Annotated in this window: 20 protein-coding genes; 9 read left to right on the top strand and 11 right to left on the bottom strand. The window is 39.0% G+C overall.

Annotated elements, in window-relative coordinates; translation table 11 throughout:
- Positions 1–128: 128 nt before the first annotated feature.
- From ACPF7B_RS05350 to ACPF7B_RS05340, 3 genes are all read left to right on the top strand, one after another.
- Positions 129–1,301 carry a lytic transglycosylase domain-containing protein gene (locus ACPF7B_RS05350; RefSeq protein ID WP_490504808.1) on the top strand — a complete coding sequence of 391 codons (1,173 nt, stop codon included), beginning with the start codon at positions 129–131 and terminating at the stop codon, positions 1,299–1,301.
- A gap of 111 nt (positions 1,302–1,412) precedes the next feature.
- On the top strand, positions 1,413–2,498 hold the full coding sequence (tal, locus tag ACPF7B_RS05345; RefSeq protein WP_490504807.1) for a transaldolase: 1,086 nt from the start codon (positions 1,413–1,415) through the stop codon (positions 2,496–2,498).
- Between the two features lie 145 nt (positions 2,499–2,643).
- A complete protein-coding gene (locus ACPF7B_RS05340) occupies positions 2,644–3,537 on the top strand; it encodes a prephenate dehydrogenase (RefSeq protein ID WP_490504806.1) in 894 nt (297 codons plus the stop codon).
- Positions 3,538–3,660: 123 nt separating this feature from the next.
- Here the strand turns inward: ACPF7B_RS05340 and ACPF7B_RS05335 are convergent, their stop codons facing one another.
- Entirely contained in the window at positions 3,661–5,082 is a 1,422-nt protein-coding gene (locus ACPF7B_RS05335) for an MFS transporter (protein WP_490504805.1), read from the bottom strand.
- A 247-nt stretch (positions 5,083–5,329) separates the two neighbouring features.
- On the opposite strand from ACPF7B_RS05335, the gene ACPF7B_RS05330 reads away from it, so the two are divergent.
- The 4 genes from ACPF7B_RS05330 (at position 5,330) to ACPF7B_RS05315 (ending at position 9,683) form a co-directional block, all read left to right on the top strand.
- Positions 5,330–7,537 carry a TonB-dependent receptor domain-containing protein gene (locus ACPF7B_RS05330; protein WP_490504804.1) on the top strand — a complete coding sequence of 736 codons (2,208 nt, stop codon included), beginning with the start codon at positions 5,330–5,332 and terminating at the stop codon, positions 7,535–7,537.
- Positions 7,538–7,562: 25 nt separating this feature from the next.
- Positions 7,563–8,420 carry an energy transducer TonB gene (locus ACPF7B_RS05325; RefSeq protein ID WP_490504803.1) on the top strand — a complete coding sequence of 286 codons (858 nt, stop codon included), beginning with the start codon at positions 7,563–7,565 and terminating at the stop codon, positions 8,418–8,420.
- A 98-nt stretch (positions 8,421–8,518) separates the two neighbouring features.
- The gene (locus ACPF7B_RS05320; protein WP_490504802.1) at positions 8,519–9,223 is read left to right on the top strand and encodes a MotA/TolQ/ExbB proton channel family protein; all 705 of its coding nucleotides are present in this window, start codon (positions 8,519–8,521) and stop codon (positions 9,221–9,223) included.
- Between the two features lie 16 nt (positions 9,224–9,239).
- Positions 9,240–9,683 (top strand): ExbD/TolR family protein, encoded by a 444-nt coding sequence (locus ACPF7B_RS05315; RefSeq protein ID WP_490504801.1) that lies wholly within the window; start codon positions 9,240–9,242, stop codon positions 9,681–9,683.
- A gap of 82 nt (positions 9,684–9,765) precedes the next feature.
- Here the strand turns inward: ACPF7B_RS05315 and folD are convergent, their stop codons facing one another.
- The 10 genes from folD to hemL form a co-directional block, all read right to left on the bottom strand.
- Positions 9,766–10,650, bottom strand: coding sequence for a bifunctional methylenetetrahydrofolate dehydrogenase/methenyltetrahydrofolate cyclohydrolase FolD (folD, locus tag ACPF7B_RS05310; protein ID WP_490504800.1), 885 nt, complete (start codon positions 10,648–10,650; stop codon positions 9,766–9,768).
- Positions 10,651–10,732: 82 nt separating this feature from the next.
- Positions 10,733–11,593, bottom strand: coding sequence for an RNase adapter RapZ (gene rapZ, locus ACPF7B_RS05305; RefSeq protein ID WP_490504799.1), 861 nt, complete (start codon positions 11,591–11,593; stop codon positions 10,733–10,735).
- A gap of 88 nt (positions 11,594–11,681) precedes the next feature.
- Positions 11,682–12,482: a hypothetical protein gene (locus tag ACPF7B_RS05300; protein ID WP_490504798.1), complete on the bottom strand. Its 801-nt coding sequence runs from the start codon at positions 12,480–12,482 to the stop codon at positions 11,682–11,684.
- Positions 12,483–12,731: 249 nt separating this feature from the next.
- Positions 12,732–14,120: an alanine/glycine:cation symporter family protein gene (locus ACPF7B_RS05295; RefSeq protein ID WP_490504797.1), complete on the bottom strand. Its 1,389-nt coding sequence runs from the start codon at positions 14,118–14,120 to the stop codon at positions 12,732–12,734.
- Between the two features lie 188 nt (positions 14,121–14,308).
- Positions 14,309–17,065 carry a valine--tRNA ligase gene (locus ACPF7B_RS05290; protein WP_490504796.1) on the bottom strand — a complete coding sequence of 919 codons (2,757 nt, stop codon included), beginning with the start codon at positions 17,063–17,065 and terminating at the stop codon, positions 14,309–14,311.
- Between the two features lie 158 nt (positions 17,066–17,223).
- Positions 17,224–17,379: a 50S ribosomal protein L33 gene (rpmG, locus tag ACPF7B_RS05285; RefSeq protein WP_026879695.1), complete on the bottom strand. Its 156-nt coding sequence runs from the start codon at positions 17,377–17,379 to the stop codon at positions 17,224–17,226.
- Between the two features lie 10 nt (positions 17,380–17,389).
- Positions 17,390–17,626 carry a 50S ribosomal protein L28 gene (rpmB, locus tag ACPF7B_RS05280; protein ID WP_242146997.1) on the bottom strand — a complete coding sequence of 79 codons (237 nt, stop codon included), beginning with the start codon at positions 17,624–17,626 and terminating at the stop codon, positions 17,390–17,392.
- 123 nt (positions 17,627–17,749) lie between these two features.
- A complete protein-coding gene (locus tag ACPF7B_RS05275; RefSeq protein WP_490504795.1) occupies positions 17,750–18,796 on the bottom strand; it encodes a type IV pilus twitching motility protein PilT in 1,047 nt (348 codons plus the stop codon).
- A 182-nt stretch (positions 18,797–18,978) separates the two neighbouring features.
- The gene (gene rpe, locus ACPF7B_RS05270) at positions 18,979–19,644 is read right to left on the bottom strand and encodes a ribulose-phosphate 3-epimerase (protein ID WP_490504794.1); all 666 of its coding nucleotides are present in this window, start codon (positions 19,642–19,644) and stop codon (positions 18,979–18,981) included.
- Positions 19,645–19,753: 109 nt separating this feature from the next.
- Entirely contained in the window at positions 19,754–21,034 is a 1,281-nt protein-coding gene (gene hemL / locus ACPF7B_RS05265; RefSeq protein ID WP_490504793.1) for a glutamate-1-semialdehyde 2,1-aminomutase, read from the bottom strand.
- A gap of 143 nt (positions 21,035–21,177) precedes the next feature.
- Between hemL and rsfS the strand changes: the two genes are divergently transcribed.
- Together rsfS and rlmH are read left to right on the top strand one after the other, a co-directional pair.
- The gene (rsfS, locus tag ACPF7B_RS05260; protein ID WP_490504792.1) at positions 21,178–21,504 is read left to right on the top strand and encodes a ribosome silencing factor; all 327 of its coding nucleotides are present in this window, start codon (positions 21,178–21,180) and stop codon (positions 21,502–21,504) included.
- Positions 21,505–21,519: 15 nt separating this feature from the next.
- Entirely contained in the window at positions 21,520–21,990 is a 471-nt protein-coding gene (rlmH, locus tag ACPF7B_RS05255) for a 23S rRNA (pseudouridine(1915)-N(3))-methyltransferase RlmH (RefSeq protein WP_490504791.1), read from the top strand.
- The last annotated feature ends 33 nt before the right edge of the window (positions 21,991–22,023 follow it).

Genomic DNA, 22,023 nt, shown 5'->3' with positions numbered 1-22,023 from the left:
TACGAGAGGTGTGGCATATTGAGCCATGATTAGTGAATAATTGATTTTTAAAATCAATAACTCATTGTTTTTTTAAAAATTTCGTTACAATACGGCATTTGTTTAGATATTTTAATAAAAGGTTTTCAATGTTTTTTTTCAATAAGTTAGTTCGTATTAAACAACTGATAATTTTGGCGATACTTGCGCTGATTGTTGTGGGTTGTGCTAGTAGCCCTCGCGTTGCACATGATGGGTTCGACGAACCGCGTAAGATGGCGCCCATGATTGCTTTTTGGGAAAATGTCTACGCAACATGGGATACAGGAGTTGTAGTATTTCATGATAATTATTACATGGATGTGATCTATGATATCGCTGTGATTTCTAAAGGGGATCGGGCAATGTGGGATGCAACATCACAATTAATTTATCAAGATTTAGTAGCAGTAGAAGAATCATTAACAAGTTCTAAACATTTGACGCACAGCCAAAATCGGCTTAAAAACATGCTTCTAAAAGCAGGTGGGCAAGCGGCAATTATTGGTGCGCCAGAACGTTTAAGGGGTCAGCGTGGCTTGAAATCTGAATTTAAAGCGGGGATAGAGCGTAGTCAGCAGTATCTTCCATATTTCAAGAAAGTTTTAAGAAGTGAGGGGCTACCAGAAGAAATTGCATACCTTCCACATGTGGAATCCTCCTTTAATCGTGGTGCCCGCTCGAAAGTAGGAGCCGCAGGCATGTGGCAATTTATGCCATCAACAGCCCGAAGTTTTATGCCAATGCGAGCAAATGTGATTGATTCTCGATTTGACCCATATCATTCAGCGCAAGGTGCCGCACGTTTAATGAAATATAATCATGGATTGGTGCCTTATTGGCCACTTGTCATTACTGGTTATAATTCAGGAATTGGACATGGGATTCGTGCAAAAGAGCGTTATGGCCATGATATTGGGACAATTGTCTATCACTACAATGAAGGCGCTTTTCAATTTGCCTCCCGTAATTTTTATGCAGAATTTATTGCTGCAAAACGTATCGCTAAAAATCCAGAACGATATTTCCCCGGTTTTCGTTATCAATTTCCCAAAAGTCGTATTGAAGGAATACAGTTAACAGAACCAATGAAATTACAAGATCTTGCTAGAGAGGTTGAGTTGCCGGCCTCCTTATTAGAGGAGTTGAATCCTTCATGGCTGCGTAATATCGTCACAAATCGCAGTGAAATACCTGCAAGTTATGATGTTTGGTTACCTAAAGGAACGATGAAACGAATACGGCATCAAGGGTTTTATCGTCCGAGTAAAATTCAACCATAGTTTGCGCGTAAATTGTAAATTATGTGAAAATATTGCTGACTTTGCTTTTCGTAATTGAAGCGATTAAAGTGAGATCATTATGCTAAATGATAGTAATTTGGAGAGATAATCATGGGAAATATCCGTAAAGCGCAGGCTGTTGGTCAGAGCATTTGGTTAGATAATATTGAACGAAAAATGCTGGGCGCGAATGGAGAATTAGCGCAGATGATTCAAAGAGATGGGTTATTAGGTGTAACATCTAATCCTGCAATTTTTGAAAAAGCGATTACAAGCAGTGAGGACTATTTCTCCACGATTCGTGATGAGAAAAATGAGCACTTAACGGCAAGAGAGCTCTTTTTTAAATTAGCCATTGAAGATATTCAAAACGCGTGTGATCTCTTTGCTGATACTTATGAAAAAACGCGTTATCGTGATGGTTATGTCAGTTTAGAAGTATCTCCTGATTTAGCGAACGATGCGCATGGCACAATTATAGAAGCAAAAGCGCTTTGGGAGGAGGTTAATCGTCCTAATCTCATGATTAAAGTACCGGCAACAAAAGCAGGAATTACAGCGATTGAAACTTTGATCACCGAAGGCATCAATGTCAATGTGACTTTGATCTTTTCACAAAAACGTTATCAAGAAGTCCTTAATGCTTATATGGAAGGATTAGAAAAACGTGTGAAAGCGGGATTACCCATTTTACAGATTGCATCCGTTGCAAGTTTCTTTATCTCTAGAATTGATGCAGTAATTGATCAAGCTGTTGCGGAGAAAGCCCCTCATCTTTTGGGTAAAATTGCTGTGGATAATGCAAAAATGGCATATCAACACTTTTTGTTTGAAATGAATTTAGAACGAGCAAAAACACTTAAAAAAGCAGGTATGCAACCACAACGTCTTTTGTGGGCATCGACAAGTGTGAAAAATCCTGAATATCCTGAAATAAAATATATTCATGAATTGATGGGAAAAGATACTGTAAATACGGTGCCTCCTAAAACTTATCATGCTTTTTTAGCAGATGAAGCACCTTTGTATGATGCGATTATCAAAGATGTTGAATTATCGAAGATCCGTCTTGAAGAATTAAAAGTACTTGGCATCAGTCTTGAAGAAGAATGTCAGGTATTAGAAACAGCGGGTATTGATCAATTTGTTGGGGCATTCGATACTTTATTATCAGCAATTGAACATGCACGGAAATAGTCATTTTATATATGTAAAGTTATTTAAAATAGTTGATCCTTCCCAACATGGAAGGATTTTTTATGAGAAAAGTCGAACTCTTGAAGGAAATTAGCTAAACTCATTGATTGTTGACCTATAAAGAAATATTTTAGGATAGAGTGGAATGAAGATAGAATTGTCGCAACCCTTTTTTAAAGAGCGAATTGCCATTTTAGGAATTGGTCTTATTGGTGGCTCATTGGCTCGTGCTTTAAAGCGTAATAATGCTGTTGGGAAGATTATTGCGTATGACTATAACGCGGAAGCATTAAAAAAAGCATATGCACTGGGCGTTGCAGATGAAGTCTATACTGACCCTATAAAGGCTACGGAAAATGCTGATATTATTATTCTCGCAACCCCGATAACGGCTATGGGTTCATTGGTGAGGGAAATTTTACCACATCTAAAAAATGATGCCGTCATGAGTGATGTTGGCTCGACAAAAGGCTCTGTATTAGAGAGTATTCAAGGTGAAATTGGTTATCTTCCAGAGCGCTTTGTGCCGGCTCACCCAATTGCAGGAACAGAAAAACATGGTGTTGAGAATTCTTTAGAAAATCTTTTTGATAATCGTCGGACATTAGTGATTCCACATTTAGAAAATAGCCATGATGCAGTACGAACGATTCATGAAATGTGGAAAGCTGCGGGCGCTGAAACGGAAGAGATGGGGATTAAGCATCATGATCAAGTTTTAGCTGCAACATCTCATATTCCGCATCTTTTAGCCTATGCAACTGTTGACACGCTCGCAAATCTTGATGATCGAGCAGAGATATTCCGATTTGCCGCCGGCGGATTTCGCGACTTTACCCGTATCTCAGCATCGGATCCCGATTTGTGGGCGGATATTTGTTTACAAAATCGTGAATCAATTTTAGAGGTTTTAGTCGCGTATCAAAAGAAAATTGATACGCTTCGACATGCGCTTGAAGATGAAGATCGAGAAGTGCTCCGCAAGATATTTGCCCGAGCAAAGCATGCCCGTGATAACTTTTATAAAGAGCCGAGTTAATTATTCGAGCGCTTTTATATTGTTAAATAGTAAAATGCCGAGCGTTGTTTCTCGGCATTTTTATGGGTTTTTTGTGCAGTATACAGTAGCATTATTCGTGGTTAATGCTGCTATATGAAAAAATCACTCATCCTTTGGGGGATGTTTGGGCGTACCATATTTTTGAAGGAATATCTCGTAGCTATATTCTCCAAAAGGAATCAAGGCATAACGCTCGACTTTGGATTTATTTTTTTCAATATCTGCCGCTTCTATCTCTTCTCGAAGGGCAACTTTAATCTCATTTGCTTCTTCGTTAGTCATTACATCTTTAAAGGCATCTTCATCAATACGAGGATCAAGAGTAGCCGCAGCAATTGGAGAGACGTTTACATCCGGCATAATAACGTGGGGTAGAGCATCTTCGACGCTAGTTTGCAGTTTACGGCTAGCACGTAAAAGATTGAGCCAAACAGTTGATCCAGCAACAATAAGGGTAAAAATGAAGAGTCCTTTAGCCCCGAAAAATCCCATGAAATACCCTGCAATAAGCGGACCCACAGCAGCACCAATTCCAAAGAGCATCAATAAAATTGCACTCAGCGAAACACGTTTATCTTCTTCAATATTATCATTTGCAATCGCAACAGAGAGAGGATAGAGCGTAAATTGTAATGAAATCGCAACAAAACTTGCTAAGGCGATATAAAGATTTGATATCCACGGTAGATTAATAATTGTAGAGAAAATAATGAGTAGTACCGCAACAATTGTGACCAAAAGTAAGCGATTCATTCGGTCAGAAAGAAGCCCGAGTGGCCACTGAATAATTAGTGATCCACCAATTGCAATTGCCATATAGATCCCCGCATCTTGTGTATCTAAGCCGAGACGCGTTGCAAAGATAGGGCCAAGAGCGTAGAAAGAACCGACCATCATACCTGCAAATAGTGTTATTAATAAAACTTGTGGTAATGTTTTAATAAAGTAGAGAATATTGAGAGGTGCAGCTTTTAAAGGGATGGGGTGAATAGCGCGTGTCACGGCAAGCGGAACAAGGCAGAGCGAAAAAAACATCGAAACTAACATGATAATTCGAATATCAATTGGAATTGCTGAAATTGCTAGTTGTCCTAATAAAATACCAAGAGAGCTGACGGCAATATAAATTCCAAAAACAACTCCTCGTTGCGAGGGTTCAGCTTGGTCATTAAGCCAACTTTCAATCACCATATATTGGCACATCATCATCAGTCCCATGATAAAGCGAGCTGCTAACCAAAAAGAGAGATTATCCACCAATCCCATCAAAATCACTATTGCTGCTGTAATTCCGGCACCCGCTGCATAACTTCGGATATGCCCCACGCGTGCAATGAGTTTATGACCTAATTTTGCACCAATCACAAGACCGGTATAGTACGCTGATGTAAGGCTACTAATAAGAAGACCGCTGACCCCTTTGCTCTCTAAATCGAGGGCAAGATATGTCGTTAGTAGTCCATTTGCGAAGAGCATAAAGAGCGTCGCAATATAGAGCGAAGAAAAAGTCGTGATTGTGCGCATATCGGAAAATAGAAAATAGAATGAGTGATTAGGCTTTTTATTCGACCGCTATGATACCGCAAAGTCTTTTAAAGATAAAAGAAATGAGTTAAATAGAGCAAATACTTAGTTTCTCTATTGAAAATAATTATCATTGGCATTGACTTTACTTTAATTAATAGGAATAATTCCTATTAGTGAAATTATAACATTTGGTCAAAACAACCTACACAATGGTTGATAATATTATATTGGAAAAGGGCTCATCATGCGTCAAACGCTATTATCTCATCAACTAAAACTCGCATTACTATTATCAATAGTGTCTATCTCAACACTTTCAGCACAAGAAAATGACCAAGTAACAGATGTCGATTACTCACAATCGCAAGCCGTGAATCTTGGCTCTGTTGTTGTTACCGCCTCAGGTTTTGCTCAAGAAGTTAAAGATGCACCGGCATCGATCTCTGTTATTGGGCAAGAGAGTATTAATGAGAAGCCTTTTACCAATATCGGTGATGTGTTGAGAGATATTGAAGGGGTGAATATCACCCGTGGAGGTAAAACAGGTGGGGTTGATATCGGTATTCGAGGATTAGAGAGTAAATATACCTTGATGATGATCGATGGGCAGCGTTTGAGCCAAAATACATCAGGCGCACGTCCCAATGGGTTTGGGGATGTAGACTCAGCCTTTATTCCTCCGAGTTCTGCAATTGAACGCATTGAGGTAGTGAGAGGCCCGATGTCGACGCTCTACGGTTCCGATGCCTTAGGGGGTGTTGTGAATGTAATTACCAAGAAAGTTCCCGATAAATGGGGGGGACAGGTCAGCTTTGCCATAGAAGAACCTACGGATAGTCAATATCCTGGTGGTAATACAACCTCTTTTTATCTTGGTGGACCGATTAAGACTGATCTTTTAGGCTTAGCCTTAATGGGGAGTTTCCAAACACAACGAAATGCTAAAGGGACTTATCAGTCTGCGAAAGATGAATATACGCCTCTCTATAAATTAGGGGGCTTTGGGGAACGTCGTAATTTCAATTATGGCGCGCGTTTAAGTTTTACACCGGAGAATCAAGAGTTTGTCCTCAGTTACGATCGTGGGGTACAGCGTTACGATAATAGTGAAGGGCAGTTAGGAACGCTCCATAAAGATGTAAAACCTGGGAAAGCGGGGGGAGGATACTCTGACCATCTTCGCTTTACACGAGACCGAGTTGGTCTTACTCATAGAATCGATTTAGATGCTGTAGTTGTGGAATCAGGGCTCCTTTGGGATCAGACGAAAACACTCGGGCGCCTAAATCCTATTTCGAAACCAGCAAAACCTCATGATGGTTTACCGCGCGATATTAAATATAGCAATATTATCTTCGATAACAAATGGATGTTCGCTTTAGGAGATCACTTTATCAGTGCAGGGATGCAGTATCGTCATCAAGCATTGAAAGACAACCTAGTTGAATCACCTTTAGATGTTAAGCAGTATCAATGGGCGCTCTTTGCGGAAGATGAGTGGATGATTAATGATGACCTGATTGCCACTTTTGGTCTTCGTTACGACAAGAATGAGGATTTTGGTAGCCATTTTAGTCCTCGTGCTTATCTTGTCTGGAATATTGATGACAATTGGCAGGTTAAGGGAGGTGTTAGCCGTGCCTTTAGAGCGCCTGATCTCCAGCAAATGCATGATGATGTTGTTATGGTTACAGGGCAAGGAACAGCCCCTATTTTAGGGAATCCAGAATTAAAACCTGAAACCTCAACCTCTGCAGAGCTCGGCTTTTCTTATACCAATTTAGATGACTTTAACTTTAATGCGACAGCCTTCTATACGCGATTTAAGGATAAGATCGATACAGTAGAGATCTGTAAAAATGATAACAGTGCTCGTTGTAAGAAGTTAAATAATGATTGGCCAGATGCGAGTAAAATTAGTCAATATCAAAATTTGGATGACGCCAAGTTGTATGGTGTTGAGCTAGGAGCGCGTTATCAAGTTTTAGAAAACTTAGCTTTAAGTGCAAACTATACCTATACTCAGAGCCGTTATCGTGATGATGCCGGACGTCGTATTCCTTTTAGTAAAACACCCCGTCATATGGTCAATTTAAAAGGAGATTGGAAGATTGCACCAGAATGGAGTCTTTGGGCAGAGGCCTCTTTCCGTGCCAAAGAGTATCGAGGCTTAGAGATGGGTCATGGCGTTAATGAAAAAGGTAAGGCAACCACATTTGCCCTCGATAAGAAACTCTATTATCGCTCTTATGCACTCGTCAATGTCGGTGCAAGTTATAAGCCTACGCGAGATCTCTCTATTAATGTTGGTGTGAATAATCTTTTCAATAAGAACTTTATCGATTATCACGAGCCGGAAGCTTATGGTTTACGAGGAAAAGGTTATCAAAACCGCTACGCTCGTGTAGAAGAGGGTCGTAAATTATGGCTCAAAATGAACTACGAGTTTTAATTTCCCAACATATTAGTAGGAAACAATGAACAAAGGTCGAAGAAGTAATCAAATAGCTCTGATATCTGCCATTCTCTGCGTGGGTTTAGTTCATGCAGGGATGTTAGCAGGGCTTGTTGCGACTGGTAACAATAGTTCTGTAATGATGATGCAGGAAGGTGGGGCAACAGCATTGACGATGCATCAGTTCGCGCTCCAAGGAGTTGAAGAAGCCATGGACGGTAATGCATCTGATTCCGCAATTGAGAGTGAAGAAGTTCCTGATCATAATGAACCTGTTGTTGAAGAAGCGCCTACGGAGCCAGAAATTATTCCCAAGCCTGAACTTGAACCGGAGCCACCTAAAGAAGTTGAGCCGGAAGTTCCAGAGCCTGTTGTTGAGAAAACACCAGAGCCCGTAGAACCAGAACCAGTTGTGGAAAAAACTCCTGAGCCAGTGAAAGAAGAAGTTGTGACAACGAAAGCTCCTTCTGAGCATAAAGTTGCTGAAAAGCGCCCTGAAAAAGCTATTCAACGTCATCATCAGGAACGTAAACCGCCTCAAAAACCACGGCATCAACCACGAAAAGCTGCTGAGAGCAATCGTGCAGTTCAAACCGCTAAAGCGGTATATAGCGAGAGTGAAGTGAGTGTTTTGAGTAAGCCTGTACCTAGTTATCCAAGAGCTGCCCGTCAGCGTCGAATGCAGGGTACCGTTGAGGTTGTTGTATCTGTTAATGCGCAAGGGGCTGCGAGTTCTGTAAGGATTTCACGCTCATCAGGTCATGATGTTCTTGATAAAGCTGCGGCAAAAGCAGCGCAAGGTTTACGATTAAAACCTTATTTAATCAATGGTATTGCAACACCAATCAATGTTAATATTCAATATGTTTTTGAAATGTAATGTTGAAAATGAGTAAAATTTATTGTGTCGTACAGTTGAATAGATACAATCAATCTAAATTAAAGTCCCATGGAAAAATATGCGAATAGAGGAATAAGATGGAACCCGTTACCGAAAATTTAGGATTTGTTAGTTTTATTAGTCAGGGTGATTTTGTGACTAAAATACTCTTTGCAATCTTAATATTGATGTCAATCCTTTCTTGGTTAGTAATTTTTTTTAAGTTATTTCAAGGAATCGCAACACGTGCACGCGCTAAGAAATTTATGTACGATTTTTGGCATGCAAAGTCATTGGCACAAGCAGAAAGATTAGTTGATAGTCGTCCCTCAATTCCCCAAGAGATGCTTGTGAAGGCTGGATTTGATGCAGTTCATAAGTACCAAAAGGGGCTTAATACAATCCAAGCAAATGGTACGCGCGCAGAATATCTTACAAGCGTGCTTCGTGTGACGCTCGATAAGATTCAGTTGATGATTGAAAATGGTATTACTGTTTTAGCAACAATTGCTGCAACCGCCCCTTTTGTTGGGTTATTTGGGACAGTTTGGGGAATTTATCATGCATTGATTGAGATTGGTTCAACCGGTGCCGGAACGATCGATAAAGTTGCAGGACCTGTTGGGGAAGCACTCATCATGACAGGATTAGGACTTGCTGTTGCGATCCCAGCGGTAATGGCTCATAGCTGGTTAGTGCGTCGTAATCGGTTACAAATGGGAGCCTTAGATTCATTTGCGTTTGAGTTATTGACAGTATTGGATAATGATAATGCAGTGAAATCATCCACAGAATCGCACTAAACGTCTAGGAGGAATTATGTCATTTGGACGTTTACGAGATCAGGGAAGTCAATCAAAAGCAGAAATTAATATGATTCCCTTGATTGATATTATGTTAGTACTGCTTGTTATCTTCATATTAACGGCTCCTTTGGTGACACAATCTGTGAAATTAAAGCTTCCAGAAGCGGTTGATCTAAAGGAAGAGACAGTGCAGCAAGATTCAGAGAAACCTGTTTTAATTGCGATTAATTCAGATTCTAAAATATTTATTAATGAAGAAGAAGTTGATGAAAATAGCGCGCTTGCACTGTTATCACAGATCAAAGAGTCTGCTGGTGAAAAATCACCGATGATTCAGTTACATATTGATGCTTCTGTTCCTTATCAGGAAGTTGCAAAAATAGTCACGATTTTAAGTAAAGTAGGGTTAGCAAATATTGGGTTTGTGAGTCTTCCTGAAGAAGCATCTTCTAATTAAAAAAGATAGACTCTTGTATATCAAAAAGCCTTATCGATTGCTCTTTAGATAAGGCTTTTTTGCTATTTATAGCTTATTGAAATTAAAGCTTATTAGGATCTTCAATATCGTTTTGTAAACACATAGCAGTGAGAGTATTACGGAGTAGACACGCGATGGTCATTGGACCAACACCACCCGGAACGGGAGTGATATATGCCGCATTATGTACTGCTTCCTCAAAATCGACATCGCCTACTAATTTTGTTTTTCCATTTTCTTCAATGCGATTAATTCCAACATCGATGACTGCCGCTCCTTTTTTTATCCAGTCACCTTTAATAAGTTTTGGTACTCCAACAGCCGCAACTATAATATCGGCTTCACGACAGAGGCTCGCTACATCTTTTGTTCGTGAATGAGCAATTGTAACGGTACAATTTTGTGAGAGTAAAAGTTGCATCATCGGTTTTCCAACAATATTGGATCGACCAACAATTACCGCATGTTTGCCTGAGAGATCTTTGCCAAGTTTATCTTGTAAGAGTAAAAGTGATCCAAGGGGAGTACAAGGGATGAGGTAGGGTTTTCCAATGGAGAGTTGGCCAATATTGATCGGATGAAATCCATCGACATCTTTAAGCGGATTGATTTTATAGAGAACCTCTTCCTCATTAAAATGTGTAGGCAGAGGCAATTGGACTAAAATCCCATGAATAGTGGATTCATTATTTAATGTTTCTATTAAGTTGAGTAGCTCTTTTTGAGTTGTGTCTGTTGGTAGACGAAATGTCTCTGATTTAAAGCCACACTCTACGGCGAATTTCTCTTTATTTCGTACATAAACTTGGCTAGCAGGATCCTCTCCCACTAATATTACGGCTAAACCGGGATGAATATTATGGGTTGCTTCAAGTATTTGAACTTGATCTGCAATAGTGGTACGAAGTTTCTGTGCAAAAGCTTTTCCATCAATTAAATTAGTCATTATATTATTCCTATGGAAAGAATTAGATATGGATTTTTAAGAAGGATAAAAAATAGGAGTAAGTTGCCTTACTCCTATTTGTCTATGCGGTAATTTCACGATGTTTTACAATAACGTTTGCTTCATCTTGTAGTTCATTAAAGAGTTTTTGTGCGAGATATACTGAACGATGCTTACCACCTGTACAGCCAATAGCGATTGTAAGATAGGACCTTGTGCCTTCTTTGAAAGTAGGTAACCATTTAGTAATAAAATTGATAATATCACGATAAAATTCTTGGATATCATCAGTTTCAGCAAAGTAATCGATAATCTCCTGCTCTAGTCCTGTATGTTCTCGTAATTCTGGGATCCAGTGGGGATTTGTGAGCATCCTTGCATCAAACACAAAGTCCGCATCAAGTGGAATACCATTACGAAAGCCAAAAGAAACAATTTGAATAGATAGCGTTGTATTAGTCGTATTTAAAAGACTTTGACGCAACATCGCCCGTAGTTCATGAACATTTAAAAAGGAGGTATCAATCACCACATTTGCTCGCGAGCGAATAGGGGAGAGGATTTCACGTTCGCTATTGATTGCCTCTTGAAGTGATAGCTGTGCGGAGGTTAATGGATGCCTGCGGCGAGTATGGCTATAACGTTTGATGAGGATATCATCGCTAGTTTCTAAGAAGAGAATTTGGGGTCTAAATGCTACTAATTCTTCAATAGATTCCAAAATGCTCTCTGCTTCTGATAAGTCTTCCGGAAAGCTTCGTGCATCAACACCAATCGCTAATTTTTGTGTACGATTTTTTTGCTGAAATTCAGTAATAAACTGTGGAATGAATGTGATAGGAAGATTATCGATACAGAAAAAGCCTTCATCTTCTAATGTCTGTAAGGCGATTGATTTACCAGATCCTGAGAGTCCACTGATAATGATCATTTTTTGCATCATTGAAGGTAATTCCTTTGGGTCAATTATTGACGCTAGCCATAAAAAATAGTTTATCGCTATTTTTTCATACTAATAAAAAACAAAATAATTATAGATCTAACTCTAATTGTTTCGCTTTTTTAGTCAATGCTGTTTTTGTTGTTTTTTTCGATGTAGTTGTTTTTGTGCTCTCTTTTTTCTTTGTCGCACGTTTTTTAGAGATTTTTTCCTCAGTGGTTTCATTTGCTTTTAGGGGGGCAATTGCCTCTTCTGTCACTGATGTTTTTGCGCTAGTATTTTGATTTTTTAAATTAATTTTTGTTTTACTGCTAGTTTTTTTGGAGGGCGTTTTTTCTCTAACTGAAGTAGGGGGATCTTTTTTAATCGCTATTTTTTGATCGGTATTTTGTCCATTATTTGCGGGGCTATCACTATTTGAAGGGGCGGCGGTGCGATTGCTTTTTTTGATCGTGATCTGCGGGTTTGTCATCCCTTTTGTTGTGGGATTTTGTTTTACATTATTAATCTTCGGAGCGATTTTAGCTGATTTTGATGGGGTGTTTCTATTTTTTTTATCAGTTTTTTTCTCAGTAACTTGGGGGCTAATTTGGCTCAATGGTCTAATTTTGAGCTTCACTTGTTTTGCCTTGATGATGCTTAAAATAGCAGAACTAATGAAGAAGATCGTAATCAATCCCGCGATATAATAGCGGTAATCTAGTAAAAAAAAGTGAAAACTCCCTTTAAAATGAATATTAGGTAGAACCCAAAGAATAATAGGAACTAAGAGAGCGAGTGCTAAGATATGAAACTTCGAAGGAATTAATAGCCACATTCCCGCGATCCCATCATAATCATATCGTTGGGTTGGGTAGTGATCGCTTTTAAACGATGAATTTTCTTTGTGCATAAAGCATTAACTCATTGAGATAATGGAGCGGAATCTGTTGCACAGATCTGCATAAAAAGTTGGGTAACTATCTAAATTTATAATGTTTTTAATTTTACCTTATTTTGCCCTATTTCGGTAGATTACATACTTTTATTCCAGTTATTTATTTTATGAATTATTGTTATTAGCAATAAAAAAGACCAGTTTAAAGCTGGTCTTTACTCTTTATCAGTTAGTGTATTCCGCTCGTATTTGATTGAGGATTTATTAATCCCAGCAATCTGTATTTTTTAAGCCTTTAATATTTTTAGCTTTAAAAACAGGATCCTTCTTCTCTTTGAGTTGTTGATAAAAATCATCCGCAACTTTAAAGGCAATTCCACCAAGTGCCGTGATAACAATGAGGTTTATAATCGTCATAACGCTCATAAAAAGATCTGCGAGATTCCAGATAAACTCCATGCTCATTACTGCACCAAACATTACCATTGCTAGAACTAATAGGCGGTAGATAAAGAGATAGTTTTTATTCGCTTTAATAAACTCGATATTAGTTTCACCATAGTAATAGTTCCCAATAATTGAGCTATATGCAAAGAAGAGAATTGCTATTGCAATAAAGTAGCGAGCCCAGTTTCCAACATGTTCTGCTAAAGAATTTTGTGTGAGTACTACACCGCTTGCTTGAGAATCACTAGTATATAGTCCCGCTAAAAGGACAATAAAAGCTGTTGCTGAACAGACAACAATGGTATCAAAAAATACCCCTAAGCTTTGAACTAATCCTTGTTTTGCAGGATGGGTAACATTCGCTGTTGCCGCTGCATTTGGCACGCTTCCCATGCCCGCTTCGTTAGAGAAGAGTCCCCTGCGAGTTCCTTGAATAATTGCAGCACCAACGCCTCCTCCAACAACTTCTTTGAAACCGAAGGCATTATTGATAATCAGCATAAACATTGTAGGTACTTCTGTAATATTGGTAATAAGAACATAAAGAGCAATTCCTACATAAAACACAGCCATGACCGGTACACAGACTTGGGTAAACTGTACAACTCGTTTTACGCCACCAAAGATGATAATAGCAGTAGCGATAACAAGCACAATACCGATCACATATGTTTCAAAACCAAATACAGAGCTAAAGGATTGTGCAATGGTATTAGACTGTACAGAGTTAAAGATAAAGCCAAAGGTGATCATGAGAATAATTGCAAAGAGAACTCCCAATTTATTCCATCCCAAAGCTTTTTGCATATAGTATGCAGGGCCACCTCGAAATGTATCGCCATCTTTTACTTTGTAGACTTGAGCAAGGGTACTTTCGATAAAGGCGGTTGCCATTCCGATGAGTGCGATAATCCACATCCAAAAGATGGCACCGGGTCCACCCATTGCAATTGCTAACGCAACGCCGGCAATATTTCCTGTTCCAACACGACTCGCAGCACTGATTGTAAATGCTTGGAAAGCAGATACGCCATCACTTGTTTGATTTTTTTCAACAGTTAGACGAAGCATCTCTTTAAATAGACGAATCTGAATAAAGCGAGTTTTGATCGTGAAATAGATCCCTAAAAGAATGAGAAAGGGGATAAGGATATAGGTGCTAATATAGCCATTAAAGGGTCCTACCAACCATGTAAAAAAACTCATGTATGCTCCTGAAAAACTCAATAAAATAACGGCAAAAGACTATATAGCATAAAAAATTGTATGGAATATTACTAGTAAAAAATAAGTTTTATCTATAAAAATTAATTGTTGATTGATTTTAAATAGTGAAAAAGAAAAGGGACTCAAAAGTCCCTTCATTGATTGTTAAATTGATCTAACAGCTTTTTTTAAAGCGCTTCAATCTTGATAAGCTGTTGTTGTAGTTCAATCAATTGGTTTTCTGCATCACCTAATTTCACTCTTTCACCTTCCACAACTTTTGCGGGGGCTTTATCGGTAAATCCAGGATTTGATAGTTTTGCTGTAAGCGCCTTAATGAGTGGCTCAATTTTACCAATTTCACGTTGTAATCGGGCTAGTTCCTGCTCTTTATCAATTAATCCTGCAAGTGGAATAAGAAGGCGCATTTTTCCAATCACCATCACCGCAGATTCAGGTGCAGTCCCTTCCACTTTTGTGAAACTTTCTAAGCGACCCATGCGTTGTAAAAATGGCATATTTTTCTCAATACGAGCCAGATCATCTGCTGATGCATTTTCATAAAGTACATCTAACGGTTTCCCCGGAGAGATGTTCATTTCTCCTCGAATACGACGAACGGCTAATAGTACTTCTTGTAACCATTCAATCTCATGCTCAAGCGCGTTATCGCGCATCTCAACCTCAGGGAATTGTGTAATAGAGATACTCATTGCTGTTTTAAAGCTTGGTTCAATTTCCACGAGTTTTTGCCAAATCTCTTCTGTAATATATGGCATAAATGGATGGAGTGCTTTAAGCGTGGCATCTAATACAAAAAGGAGATTGTAGCGAGTTGCTGCTTTCTCTTCTTCAGAATAATCGCCATTTAAGATAGGTTTTGTCAATTCGAGATACCAATCGCAGAATTCATGCCAAGTAAATTCATAAAGTGCTTGGGTTGCAAGGTCAAAGCGATAACTTGTGATATGGCGATTGACTTCTTCGAGCATGTGACTCAAACGAGAATTGATCCAACAGTCAATATGTGACAGCTTCGTAAGATCCTTTTTGACAAGTTTCCCTTCAGCATTCATGAAGACAAATTTAGACGCATTCCAAATCTTATTACAGAAATTTGAATAGCCTTCAATACGTCCGACATCAAAGATAATATCGCGCCCATTAGTGGCCAGTGCCGTAAAGGTAAAACGAAGTGCATCAGTACCAAATGCTCGAATTCCCTCAGGGAAATGCTTACGGGTATCAGCCTCGATTTTTGGCGCCATTTGCGGTTGCATGAGACCCGTTGTTCGTTTTGCAATGAGTGAGTCAAGATCAATACCGTCGATTAGATCAATCGGATCTAAAACATTCCCTTTCGATTTACTCATTTTTTGACCATCTTGATCACGAACTAACCCGTGGAAATAGACCTTCTTAAAAGGGATCTCTTTCATAAAGTGCAAGCCGAACATAATCATTCGTGCAACCCAGAAGAAAATGATATCAAAGCCTGTTACCAATACGGAGGTAGGATAGTAAGTTTCAAGCTCTTTGGTTTTATCAGGCCAACCGAGTGTCGAAAAAGGCCAAAGGGCAGAGGAGAACCATGTATCTAATACATCTTCATCTTGGTGTAATTCAATATCAGTCGCTAAATTATATTCTCGGCGAACAGCTTCTTCATTTTCGGCAACATAGATATTTCCATCATTATCATACCATGCAGGGATTCGATGCCCCCACCAAAGCTGACGCGAGATACACCAATCTTGAATGTTATTCATCCATTCAAAGTAGGTATTTTCCCAGTTTTGTGGGATGAATTTGATATCTTTGTTCTTAACCGCTTCAATAGCTGGTTTAGCTAGTGTTTTTGCATCGACAAACCATTGATCTGTAAGGTATGGTTCAACAATTTGATTGGTGCGGTCACAGCGAGGAATCATCAATGTATGAGGTTCGATTTTTTCTAAAAGTCCCGCTTTTTCGAAATCAGCCACAATTTGTTTACGAGCATCGAAACGATCAAGTCCACGATATGCTTCCGGCATTTCATCGTTAATTTTTGCTTCATCGGTGAAGACATTAATCATCGGTAGATTATGACGAACGCCCATCTCATAGTCATTAAAGTCATGAGCAGGAGTAATCTTAACGCAACCCGTTCCAAATTCGGGATCGACATAATCATCGGCGATAATGGAGATTTGGCGATTACAGAAAGGAAGATCGATCGTTTTGCCAATATATTTTGCATAACGTTCATCTTCTGGATGAACTGCAACGGCAGTATCTCCGAGCATTGTTTCGGGGCGAGTAGTTGCAACAACAATATACTCATTTGTACCTGTAATAGGATAACGAAGATGCCACATTGAGCTCGATTCTTCTTTAGACTCAACTTCAATATCAGAAACGGCAGTCTTTAGTACAGGATCCCAATTAACAAGGCGTTTACCACGATAGATCAAACCATCTTTATAGAGCTCTACAAAGACTTTTTGCACAGCCTTTGATAAACCTTTATCCATGGTGAAACGCTCTCGGGACCAATCAGCACTTGCACCCATTCGACGAAGTTGTTGAGTGATATTTCCACCAGACTCTTCTTTCCATTCCCAAATTCGTTCTACAAACGCTTCACGACCGAGATCGTGGCGAGTTTTTCCTTGTGCATTTAATTGGCGTTCAACAACCATTTGGGTTGCGATACCTGCGTGGTCAGTACCTGGTTGCCATAAGGTGTTTTTACCAAGCATTCGATTGTAACGAATTAAAAGATCCATAATGGTATCTTGGAATGCATGCCCCATATGGAGACTGCCGGTAATATTGGGTGGCGGAATAACGATGCAATAAGGTTCTTTTGACGGATCCCCATTGGCTTTAAAAAGGTCATTCTCTTCCCAAAATTGGTACCATTTTTTTTCAATTTGTTCTGGTTGATAGCTCTGTTTCATCTATTGATTCCAAGTCATTTAATCGCATAAAAAATTGTTACAATTATAGCATTAACTCACTATTTAGTCGTCTTTTGCATAAGAATACTTGTTTTAAAAAGACATAAAAAAACTAGCTCGAAAGCTAGTTTTTGCTGAGACCGGTTAATATTTAAATATTATTTTAAGCGGGCTTCAGTATAAAGAACATGTTTACGAACAACTGGATCGTATTTTTTGAATTCTAACTTTTCAGTTGTAGTACGTTTGTTCTTAGTGGTCGTATAGAAGTGACCTGTACCTGCTGAAGATACTAATTTAACTTTTTCTCTCATGATCTACTCCTTAGAATTTTTCGCCCTTAGCGCGAAGATCTGCTAAAACTGCATCGATTCCTTTTTTGTCAATGGTACGAAGACCAGCAGGAGAGATACGAAGTGATACGAAACGGTTCTCACTCTCAACCCAAAGACGATGAACCTGAAGGTTTGGGAGGAAACGACGACGTGTTCTATTGTTTGCGTGGGAAACGTTATTACCAGTCATTGGTCCTTTCCCAGTTACTTGACATACTTTACTCATGATTAATAACCCTGATCTTAATTGTAATATTAACCCCGGCCGCCAGCTTTAAAAAACTTGTGTACGGACTGAATCCACGAATTATAGTGGAAAGTTCCCCCTATTGCAATAATTGAAGCACTTTTACGAATAGATTTCGGGATTAAGCAAATTTTGAGCCTTTTCGACTAACAAGTCGGAAAGTATACCACTTTTTTTTAAAAATTCTAGATGTTGTTTAAAAGTTTGCATTCCCAATTGTCTGCTTGTTTCGATAGTTCCTTGAATTTGAGAGATTTGATTTTCTCGAATAAGATGACTAATTGCTTGGTTATTAATCATTATTTCAAAGCATGCAAGACTTTTCTCTGGTAGGTGAAGAAGCTTTTGTGATATGACTGCCCGTAGAGATTCAGATAATTGATAGCGAATATGTGTGCTTTCTCTATCTTGAAAATAACTCATTATTCGATCAATGCTTTTCGCCGCGGAATGGGTATGAAGCGTTGAGATAACTAAGTGCCCTGTTTCTGCAGCTTGTAATGCTAATTGGACAGATGCTTTATCACGTAGTTCGCCAACGACAATAATGTCAGGATCCGCTCTTAATGCATCTTTTAACGCCTTAGAAAAGTTTGGAGTATGCTGATGCAGTTCACGCTGTTCGATTAATGATTGAGCATTTTTATATAGGTACTCAATAGGATCTTCGATGGTGATGATATGCTTTGAGACAGTCTCATTGATCGCTTGAATCATGGCGGTGAGAGTTGTGGATTTACCTGAGCCTGTGGCTCCGGTGATAAGTAATAGCCCATTTTTGAGGGTGAGAAAACGCTCGAAAATTTTTGGTACATGAAGCTCCTCAAGCGTTTTTGTTGTGTGCGAAATAAGTCGGAAAACAGCCGTAATGCCATCTACTGTTTGAAAGTAGTGGCCTCGTACTCTGAGAACAAAATTCGGCATGCTAAATGAATAACTGAAATCAAGAGAGTAATCATTGTCTAAAGTTGTTCTCTGATCAGGGGATAGGATCGAAAGTAGAATATTTGCTAATGCATCTTCTGTAAAAATATTCTTAGAGATAGGGATTAGATCACCTTTTTTACGGATATATGCAGCTCTGTTAGGCGCTAAGTGTAGATCTGACGCAGCTTGTTTCTGTGCAAACTGTAAAAGTTTCTGAAGCATTTTTGGTTATTCTCTAGATTTATCTGATAGATAAATTTAGTAGGATAGGGAATGATAAATGTAATAGAACGTTAACTGAGTTTTAAATAGTTATAAAAAAGCCCTCAAAGTGTTTAGTCAATGAGAGCATTTGATGATTATTATAGTTGCGGCGTGAAGGGAAGCTTCGTGAAATAATCTTGTTATAATTTACCTTTCATTTTACCAATAATATCTTGATAGCTTGTCCCACTATTAAATATTGCACTCCCTGCAACAAATGTGTCAGCCCCGGCATCAGCAATTTCGCGAATGTTGTTGGCATTGACGCCCCCATCAATTTCAAGACGGATTTCTCGATCTTGTGAGTCAATCATTTGACGAAGCGTTTTTAATTTTTCGAGGCTCGTAGGGATAAATTTTTGCCCACCAAAACCAGGATTAACACTCATGACTAAAATCATATCTAAATAATCCCAAACATGATCAAGAACATTTAGTGGCGTAGCGGGATTCAATGCAAGAGCTGCTTTGCAGCCAAAAGATTTGATCAGTTGTAATGATCGATCGACGTGTAGTGATGCTTCAGGATGAAATGAAATATATGTCGCACCGGCCTTAGCAAAGGCCTCGATCATTCGGTCAACCGGTGAAACCATAAGGTGTACATCAATCGGAGCGGAAATACCATAATCCCGTAACGCTTTGCAGATCATAGGGCCAAAGGTCAGGTTCTCGACGTAATGGTTATCCATCACATCAAAATGGATGATATCAGCGCCACCAGCAAGTACGGCATCAACTTCTTCACCTAATTTGGCAAAATTAGCAGAGAGAATAGAGGGGGCAATCCAGTAAGGTTGTTTCATAGGAAATTCTTTATGATAGGTTGATGAAATAATATTTATAATTCGATCTCTTGTTTCAGATATTCAGGCGCGTATTAAAAAGAGCTCATATGAGCTCTTTTAATTGAACTTACTGCAATTTAGTAAGTACTCGATCCATTGCTGCAATCGTCTCATCTAAATCCGCATAGGTATGAGCGCTTGACAAAAATCCTGCTTCAAAAGCACTCGGGGCGAGGTAAATTCCTTCATCAAGCAGTCCATGATAAAATTTTTGGAAGAAATCGATATCTGATTTTGTCGCATCAGAATAGGTTTTTACCTCATCATTTGTGAAGAATAGTCCAAACATCCCACAGACATGGTTAGTGAAAAGTGGTTGACCATGTTTAGCAAAGACTTCTTTAATTCCTTTGATAAGGTAATCAGTTTTTGCTTTTAGATCCTCATAAAAACCTTCTTTCGAGATGAGTTCCAATGTTTTGATACCAGCAGCCATTGCAACAGGATTTCCTGATAATGTGCCCGCCTGATAAACCGCACCATTAGGTGAAAGATGATCCATGATTTTTTTCTTTCCACCAAACGCCCCAACAGGCATACCTCCACCAATTACTTTCCCGAAAGTGGAAAGATCAGGTTTTACATTGTAAAGTCCTTGTGCCGAGTATTTATCAACACGAAAGCCGGTCATGACTTCATCAATAATAAAAACAGAATTATATTGATCGCAACACTCACGAATTGTTTCTAAAAATCCCGGTTGTGGCGGAATACAGTTCATGTTACCCGCAATTGGTTCAACGATAACACAAGCGATTTCATCGCCATATTTTACAAATGCTTCTTTAACTGCTTCGGGATTATTGTATTCAATTACAATAGTATGCTGAGTTAAATCAGCAGGAACGCCCGGAGAAGATGGTTCACCAAAGGTTAAAAGACCAGAGCCTGCTTTGACCAATAAAGAGTCAGAATGCCCATGGTAGCAACCTTCAAATTTAACGATTTTGTCACGGCCTGTGTAACCACGTGCTAAGCGGATAGCGCTCATTGTTGCTTCTGTACCAGAACTCACCATGCGTACTTGATCCATTGATGGCACAAGTTCTAATACTTTTTTAGCAAGGATTGTTTCAGACACTGTTGGTGCTCCGAAAGAGAGACCATTCTTAGCTGTTTCAACAACAGTTTCGATAACTTCAGGATGAGCATGACCGACGATCATCGGACCCCAAGAGCCGACATAATCAATATATTTTTTGCCCGCTTCGTCGTATACGTAAGCGCCTTCCCCTTTTTTGAAGAATACCGGAGCACCGCCGACTTGCTTAAATGCTCGAACAGGCGAGTTTACGCCACCCGGGATATATTCTTGGGCTTCACGGTATAATTCATCAAATTGACTCATATAATTGATCCTTTATTATCTTGGGTTATAGAAATTAAGTGTTTAAAAAACGATATGCTTATTATGGAGCTAAATCTCGATTTGTTCAACAGAGAGAAATTCACTACAATAGCGAGGCATATACGATAATAAGGAATCAATAAATGATTGCAGATGTAAAAGATAAATTAGTAGAAGCACTTGATGAAGTTAAAGCGATTAATCCTTTAGCATTTGATGTAGAAGGAATTGTGAGCTATGCGGATTGGGTTGTTATTGCTTCTGCAAACTCAGGCCCGCATTTGAAAGCGTTAGTGCGTAAGGCTGAAGAAGCAATGCTTAAGGAAGGAATAAAACCTATTGGGGTAGAAGGTATTAATAATGCATCAGAATGGATTTTAATTGATTTTGGCGATATTGTCCTTCATCTATTTACTGAAGAGAAGCGTGATTTTTATAATCTTGAGAAGATTTTTGTACGCGCTGAATAGACGAGTAAATAGAAAATGGTCATTTATCTCGTTGCTGTGGGAAACAATATGCCACAGTGGGTAAAAACAGGCTTTGATGAGTACGCTGGACGATTACGCAATGATGTTGAGTTAAAACTTATTGAGGTTCCAGCGCTTGCTCGTAAAAAAAATGCCGATATTAAGAAAATTTCCAGAGAAGAGGGTGAAAAGCTACTTAAAGCAATTCCTAAAAATTGCTTTATTGTGGGATTAGATGTTATCGGTAAAGAGATGACGACCCCAGAATTGAGTAAACGACTCGAAAGTTGGATGCAGTTAGGTCAGGATGTTGCATTATTAGTGGGCGGACCTGAGGGTTTTTCATCTGAGGTTAAAGCACTTTTTCAACAGTCGATTTCGTTATCAAAATTAACATTACCCCATCCGATGGTGCGTGTGATTATTGCTGAGCAACTTTTTCGAGCTTGGAGCATTATTAATAATCATCCATATCACCGAGAATAAAATTCTCTATTAAATAATTACTAAAAATATTTT

The organism is Ignatzschineria sp. 22MB058224 (assembly GCF_058188435.1).
The sequence above is the reverse complement of the archived record's forward strand: the minus strand, read 5'-3'. Positions and strand labels throughout refer to the sequence as shown.